Genomic DNA, 5,724 nt, shown 5'->3' on the forward strand with positions numbered 1-5,724 from the left:
GCTGCGCCGCGCGCGGCGCAGGGCCGAGGCGCGCTCGCCGCTGCGCTCGGCTCTGGAGATCTTCGATCGGCTCGGCGCCGCGCCGTGGGCCGGGCGTGCCCGGGCCGAGCTGCGCGCCACCGGGGAGAGCGCGCCCGACGGGCCGCCCGCCGACGCGCTGGCGGCGCTCACCCCGCAGGAGCTCCAGGTGGTACGGCTGGCCGCGGCGGGGGTGAGCAACCGCGACATAGCCGCGCAGCTGTTCCTCAGTCACCGGACCGTGGAGTACCACCTCTACAAGGCCTATCCGAAGCTCGGCGTCGCCTCCCGGCAGGAGCTCGCGCGCCTGGTGTGACCGCGACCCCGTGGCGACCCCGTGGCGACTACCGGGGGCGACTACCGGAGCGACTACCGTGGCGTCACGGATTCGGGCCTGCGGGGCCGCGGCCTAGCGTTGCGGCCATGGACAACGTGAACGTGGCGATCATCTACTACAGCGCCACCGGCACCCTGCACGCGCTGGCCCAGGCCGCGGCCAAGGGCGCGCAGGAGGCGGGCGCGCACGTACGGCTGCGCCGGGTCGCCGAAACCGCCCCACCGCAGGCGGTCAACTCCAAGGCGACCTGGGCCCAGCACCTGCGCGACACCGCGGACGTCGCCGAAGCCGGCCACGACGACCTGCTCTGGGCCGATGCGGTGCTGTTCGGCACGCCGACCCGGTTCGGCAACCCGGCCAGCCAGCTGCGGGCCTTCATCGACGCCACCGGCCCGCTGTGGGCGCAGGGCCGGCTGGCCGACAAGGTGTACTCGGCCTTCACCGCCTCCAACACCGCGCACGGCGGGCAGGAGTCCACCATCCTGGCGCTGAGCAACACCTTCTACCACTGGGGCGGCGTCATCGTCCCGCCGGGCTACACCGACCCCGTCCAGTTCCGGTCCGGCAACCCCTACGGTGCCTCCCACGTGGCCGGCGACGGGCCGCCCGCCGAGGTGACCCTGCAGGCTGCCGCTCACCAGGCCCGCCGTGTCGCCGAGACGGCGGCCGCGCTCAAGGCCGGGCGGCGCTGATGTCAGGCGAGTCGCAGATCAGGGCGCTGCTGGCGGTCCGGGTCGAAGCCTGCCAGGTCAAGGACGTCGACCGGTTGCTGGCGCTCTACGCTCCTGACGTCGTCTACTTCGACGTCGTGCCGCCGATGAGATTCGCCGGGCTGGATGAGCTTCGCGGCAACTTCGTCCGCTGGTTCGCGGAGTACGACGGGCCCATCGCGCTGGAGACGCGCGAGCCGGTGGTCGCGGCGGGCGGGGAGGTCGCGTTCGCGCACATGCTCCACCGCGACAGCGGGCGGCGCAGGAACGGCCTGCAGACCTCGATCTGGGTCAGGTCGTCCCTCGGCTTCCGGCGGACGGGACAGGGCTGGCTGATCACGCACGAGCACGTCTCGGTGCCGATCGACCCGGCGACCCTGCAGGCGTGGTTCCCGCCGGGCGACGAGCCGATCTGACGTCCACGCGCCCGTCGGGGGAGACGGTCTCCTTGGCCGGAGGGAGCCGGCTCGGTGAGAATCCTTCGTCATGATCCGTGTGCACTTCTCCGACGCCGACCTGCGCAAGATCACGTTCGCCCCGGCCCCCAACGCCTTGTGGGAGACGGTGCTGAGTGTGCGCCTGCTGCTCGGCGCGCCGACGAGCAGGAGCTGGACGCGGCCCGCAGCGCGCCGGCTGTTGCGGCAGGTGGGAGGAAGCCTGGCCGAGCGGGCGGGGGTGCTGGCGCCCCTGGTCCCGCCGCGGAGTTCGGTGCCGGCGTTCCTGCTCCAGCCGGACGCCGGTGACTTCGCCGCCGGCGTCGAGCTGGCCAGTCGGACGCCGAGCTCCTACCTGGCGGCCGATCTGGGCGCGTTGTCGCCCGCCCAGCGGGCGGGGCGCTGGGCGCGGGAACTGGCCGGCGGCAGCCGCGGAGCGCGCCAGACCCTCGCCGACGACCTGCGCGGCTTCTTCGGCTCGTCGGTGGAGCCCTTGTGGTCGCAGATCCAGGCGGAGGCCGGCGCCGACCGGGCCCTGCGCTCGGAGACCCTGCTGCGCGGCGGGGTGGACGCCCTGCTGGCCACGTTGCATCCCGGGTGCCGCTGGCGGCCGCCGACCCTGCACATCCCGGTCGACGGCGATCACGACGTCGCGCTGCGCGGGCGGGGGCTGCTGCTGATCCCGTCCTACTTCGCGCCCCGTCCGATGGTGATGTACCGGCCGGACGCGGCCACGGTGCTGGTGTACCCGATGTGCGTCCCGGGCGGGCCGGCCGGCGCGGACGACGTGCTGACGCCCCTGCTGGGCCGTACCCGTGCGGCGGTGCTGGCCACGTTGCGCAGCCCGGCCACCACGACGTTCGTGGCCGAACGCGTCGGTGTCTCCCTCGGCTCGGCCAGCCAGCACACCACGGTCCTGCGCAACGCCGGGCTCGTCTCGACCGTCCGGACGGGCAGCTCGGTCCTGCACACTTTGACGCCGCTCGGCCAGGCCCTCCTGAACGGCTCCCCGGACGCCGGCTGACGGCGACGCCGCCTGGCCGGATCGTCGCGGGCCGGTTCAACGTGCGCTCAACGCTTTCTCAACACCTGCGGTCATACCTTCGCGTTCGAGCAGAACACCTGATTCGACCTCGGAAGGCAGGCGCCGATGCGTCCCACGAGAACCGCCCTCGCCCTCGCGGCCACCGTCTCCGGCCTGGCCGTGCTGACGGCCGCTCCCGCCGTCGCCGCGCCGGCCGCGCGCGGCCAGGTCACGTCCCAGGCGAGCACCGCCAAGGCCGGTAGCGCCCTGGCGAGCTGGCACACCCAGCGGCACGAGGAGTTGGGCCCGTACAAGGGATATTTCTCGACCTCGGAGTGGAAGCGGCCCTCGGGCGTGCGCGTGATGCAGGTCAAGGCCCGCTGCTGGGGCAACGACACGGGGATCAAGGTCGACCTGTGGTTCCTGCGCCGTTTCGGTGGCGAGAGGGTCGCCAAGTCCGGCAGGTGGCGCTGCAACGGCAAGTACGGCATCGTCCGCATCAGCAACGCCGGCCACTCGCAGTACTGGGCGACCTTCTCCCTCGACAAGAAGCACACGGTCGAGTACTGGGTGCAGTACTACAAGTGATCTCCGCCGCCCCGAGGGACCGCGCCGCGGGACCCTATCCTCATGGGATGGCTCTGCACGATCGACTCGCCGTCGTGGACGCCCTCCTGGCCCGTCCCTTCCCGGAGACGGAGGAACGGGAGGGCAGGTCGCGGGAGGTGTGGGAGGGATACCGTTCCAGCGGCCCGGACCACCACGTGTGCTACCTGATGGCCAGCCGTGACTTCTGGGACGACCGTGGCGAGGAGGTCGTCGAGGCGGCCCAGGCGGAGATCGACGCCGCCCTCCAGGAGCTGGCGGCCGCCCTGACGGAGCGCTGGGGTGCCCCTCGGGTGGTCGATCTGTGGCCGTACGCGGAAGGCGAGGCCGCGGCGCCCGCGCCGCTGGACGAGCTCGGCCAGCTCACCGGCACGATGCTCGCCTGGCGCCGGCCGGACGCGGGCCGCTGGGTCGCGCTCGCCGTCGGTCAGGCCGATCCGGAGTTCCCCGTCCTGCTGCTCGCGGCCGTGGGCGGGACACCGCTGGACTGACTCGCCGTGCGGCCGACGCGGCGAGGGAAGCGCGCGAGGCTGATCATGGTCAGGTGTCGTGTGGTGCTCAGTGCGTCATCGACGCGGACGTCGGTGATGGCGCACTGAGCCGTCAGAGCCCATGGCGCACGCCAGTGCCCTCGACCCTGGGGTGCGGGCTCTTCTCGACAACCCCCTGCTGGGGGCACGCCCTCGCCGTCCTTCCAAACGGGACGGCGGCGTGCTCAGCGGGAGGAGGCCGGCCGGTCAGGCTGGTCTCAGCCGCAGTGCACGTTGTCGAGCTTGACGCTCGTCCACGACGGCGAGATGCCCTCGACGTCGATGCACTGCCCGGCCGCCGAGACGTACACGGGGCCGGCGTAGTACTGGTAGTTTCCGGCGTCGCTGTCCTTCCCGCTGCCGTCGCCCCTGGAGATCACGACGCCCTTCCAGCTCGTGGTGTTGGCGTAGGGGCCGTCGCCGTAGGTGAGTGCGCAGTTCTTGCCGGTGCCGGAGCTGTAGTACACCTCCAGGATGCCGGTGCGGTACCCGTACTTCTCGATGCCGATGTTGTAGACGCCGACCCGGGTGTAGCCGCTGCCGCAGGGTCCGGCCGCGCCGGCCGGGGCGGCGGTCGCCGCCAGGGTGGTGGTGGAGGTCAGGGCCGCGGCGGCCAGGAGGATCGCCAGCTTGCGTGCTCGCACGAAGATCCCTTCGATTGCCCAGTGTTGCGATCTTGAGTACCACCGGCTCACTTCTGCTACACGCAACTCGTGATCAATGTGATAGTTCGCACAAATCACCCCCGACGGGTTGCCGTCAGGCGGCAGCGCAGACGGCGGCAGGCGAGTCCTGCGGCCCCTCCTTCGGCGCGATCACCGGCCCGGCAGGACGCGAGCCCGGTGTCGCTCAAGCTCCGGGCCGAGAATCCGGCCCGGCGTTCACCCGCCGGCGCCCGAAGCGGCGCCTTTGATCTGACGGTGACATCGACGGCCGAGGATGTGATCATGATCAAGGGGACCTTGCGGATCATCTTCACCGGCGAGGACCTGGCCCGCGTGCGCATCGCCGGCCGGGCGGACATGATGTGGGAAATGGCGCTGAGCCTGCACATACTCCAGCGGCCGGGCGGGGTGCGCGCGCTGTCCGGCTGGCGGCGGCAGGCCCGCGCCGACCTCGCCGAGGCCGGGTTGCTCAAACCGGTACGGGAGCAGCTGGTGCGGCTGGTGCCGCTCGGGGCGTACTTCCCCGACTTCCTGACCCCGTACGAGTCGATGAACGGGTTCCGGCAGGGGCTGGACGTCCTGACAGACACACCGTCGGCACGGGTGCGGCACGAGGTCGACCAGTTGCGCCGGCACGCGCCCGTTCCCGCGGCGCTGGACGACCTTGCCCGCGGCAACCGGCGCTCCATCCGCGGCCTGGCCCGGCTCGGCGAGCGGTACTGCCAGGTCGCCTTCGGCTCCCGCCGTACCGACATGGAGGACGCCCTGGGACGTGAGCGCGCCAGGCTGACCCGCCTGCTCACCGGCCAGGGCGTGGAGGCGATGCTCGCCGGCCTCGGGCCGTCGATGCGGTGGCGGCCCCCGGTGCTGGAGGCCGACTACGCCCCCGGCCGGTACGAGATCCACCTGCAAGGACGCGGCCTGACGCTCATCCCCTCCTACTTCGGGCGCTTCACCCCGGTCGCGATGGCCGACGCCAGCCTGCCGCCCGTCCTGGTCTTCCCGATCCAGCACGAGATGCCCGACGCCGTCCCCGACGACGCGCTGCCCGACCTGCTCGGCGCCACCCGGGCCCGCGTCCTGCGCTGCATCGCCGCCACCGACGGCTGCACCACCAGCGAGCTCGCCCGCCGGACCGGCGCCTCGCTGTCGTCGGCCAGCGCGCACGCCCAGGTGCTGCAACGGGCCGGGCTCATCACCAGCACCCGGCACGCCAACATGGTCATCCACCAGCTCACCCGGCTGGGCGGCGACCTGATCCACCGCCAGCGGTGACCTCAACCCCCCCGGCGGGATCCTGGATGGAACCTTTCTCCCGCATGCGGATAAGTACCGTCGTGACATCCCTTCCACACGACGAACCCGTCCTGGCAGGTCCTCCGGCGGGCGCGCGGGCGCCG

Annotated in this window: 8 protein-coding genes; 7 read left to right on the forward strand and 1 reads right to left on the reverse strand. The window is 72.4% G+C overall.

What is annotated here, in order from left to right; translation table 11 throughout:
• From ACWCSD_RS46485 to ACWCSD_RS46510, 6 genes are all read left to right on the forward strand, one after another.
• Positions 1 to 334, forward strand: a 334-nt coding sequence (locus ACWCSD_RS46485) for a helix-turn-helix domain-containing protein (RefSeq protein ID WP_449925187.1), incomplete at its 5' end; no start/stop codon positions are given.
• Positions 335 to 441: 107 nt separating this feature from the next.
• The gene (gene wrbA, locus ACWCSD_RS46490) at positions 442 to 1,047 is read left to right on the forward strand and encodes an NAD(P)H:quinone oxidoreductase (RefSeq protein ID WP_449925189.1); all 606 of its coding nucleotides are present in this window, start codon (positions 442 to 444) and stop codon (positions 1,045 to 1,047) included.
• Positions 1,047 to 1,481: a YybH family protein gene (locus tag ACWCSD_RS46495; protein ID WP_397162650.1), complete on the forward strand. Its 435-nt coding sequence runs from the start codon at positions 1,047 to 1,049 to the stop codon at positions 1,479 to 1,481. Before wrbA ends, ACWCSD_RS46495 begins: the two co-directional genes overlap by 1 nt.
• A 70-nt stretch (positions 1,482 to 1,551) precedes the next feature.
• A complete protein-coding gene (locus ACWCSD_RS46500) occupies positions 1,552 to 2,523 on the forward strand; it encodes an ArsR family transcriptional regulator (RefSeq protein WP_397162649.1) in 972 nt (323 codons plus the stop codon).
• A gap of 126 nt (positions 2,524 to 2,649) precedes the next feature.
• A complete protein-coding gene (locus ACWCSD_RS46505; protein ID WP_397162648.1) occupies positions 2,650 to 3,111 on the forward strand; it encodes a hypothetical protein in 462 nt (153 codons plus the stop codon).
• A gap of 47 nt (positions 3,112 to 3,158) precedes the next feature.
• A complete protein-coding gene (locus ACWCSD_RS46510) occupies positions 3,159 to 3,620 on the forward strand; it encodes a hypothetical protein (RefSeq protein ID WP_397162647.1) in 462 nt (153 codons plus the stop codon).
• 257 nt (positions 3,621 to 3,877) lie between these two features.
• Here ACWCSD_RS46510 and ACWCSD_RS46515 read toward each other — a convergent pair whose 3' ends face one another.
• On the reverse strand, positions 3,878 to 4,303 hold the full coding sequence (locus tag ACWCSD_RS46515; RefSeq protein ID WP_449925192.1) for a spore-associated protein A: 426 nt from the start codon (positions 4,301 to 4,303) through the stop codon (positions 3,878 to 3,880).
• A gap of 303 nt (positions 4,304 to 4,606) precedes the next feature.
• Here ACWCSD_RS46515 and ACWCSD_RS46520 point away from each other — a divergent pair, with 303 nt between their 5' ends.
• Entirely contained in the window at positions 4,607 to 5,599 is a 993-nt protein-coding gene (locus tag ACWCSD_RS46520; protein ID WP_449925194.1) for a helix-turn-helix domain-containing protein, read from the forward strand.
• The last annotated feature ends 125 nt before the right edge of the window (positions 5,600 to 5,724 follow it).

The sequence above is a fragment of the Nonomuraea sp. NPDC001684 genome, from assembly GCF_053596515.1.

Coding starts and splice junctions, on each gene's coding strand:
- ACWCSD_RS46520 (WP_449925194.1), top strand. CDS start 4,607: ATGATCAAGGGGACCTTGCGGATCATCTTCACCGGCGAGGACCTGGCC.
- ACWCSD_RS46510 (WP_397162647.1), top strand. CDS start 3,159: ATGGCTCTGCACGATCGACTCGCCGTCGTGGACGCCCTCCTGGCCCGT.
- wrbA (WP_449925189.1), top strand. CDS start 442: ATGGACAACGTGAACGTGGCGATCATCTACTACAGCGCCACCGGCACC.
- ACWCSD_RS46505 (WP_397162648.1), top strand. CDS start 2,650: ATGCGTCCCACGAGAACCGCCCTCGCCCTCGCGGCCACCGTCTCCGGC.
- ACWCSD_RS46495 (WP_397162650.1), top strand. CDS start 1,047: ATGTCAGGCGAGTCGCAGATCAGGGCGCTGCTGGCGGTCCGGGTCGAA.
- ACWCSD_RS46500 (WP_397162649.1), top strand. CDS start 1,552: ATGATCCGTGTGCACTTCTCCGACGCCGACCTGCGCAAGATCACGTTC.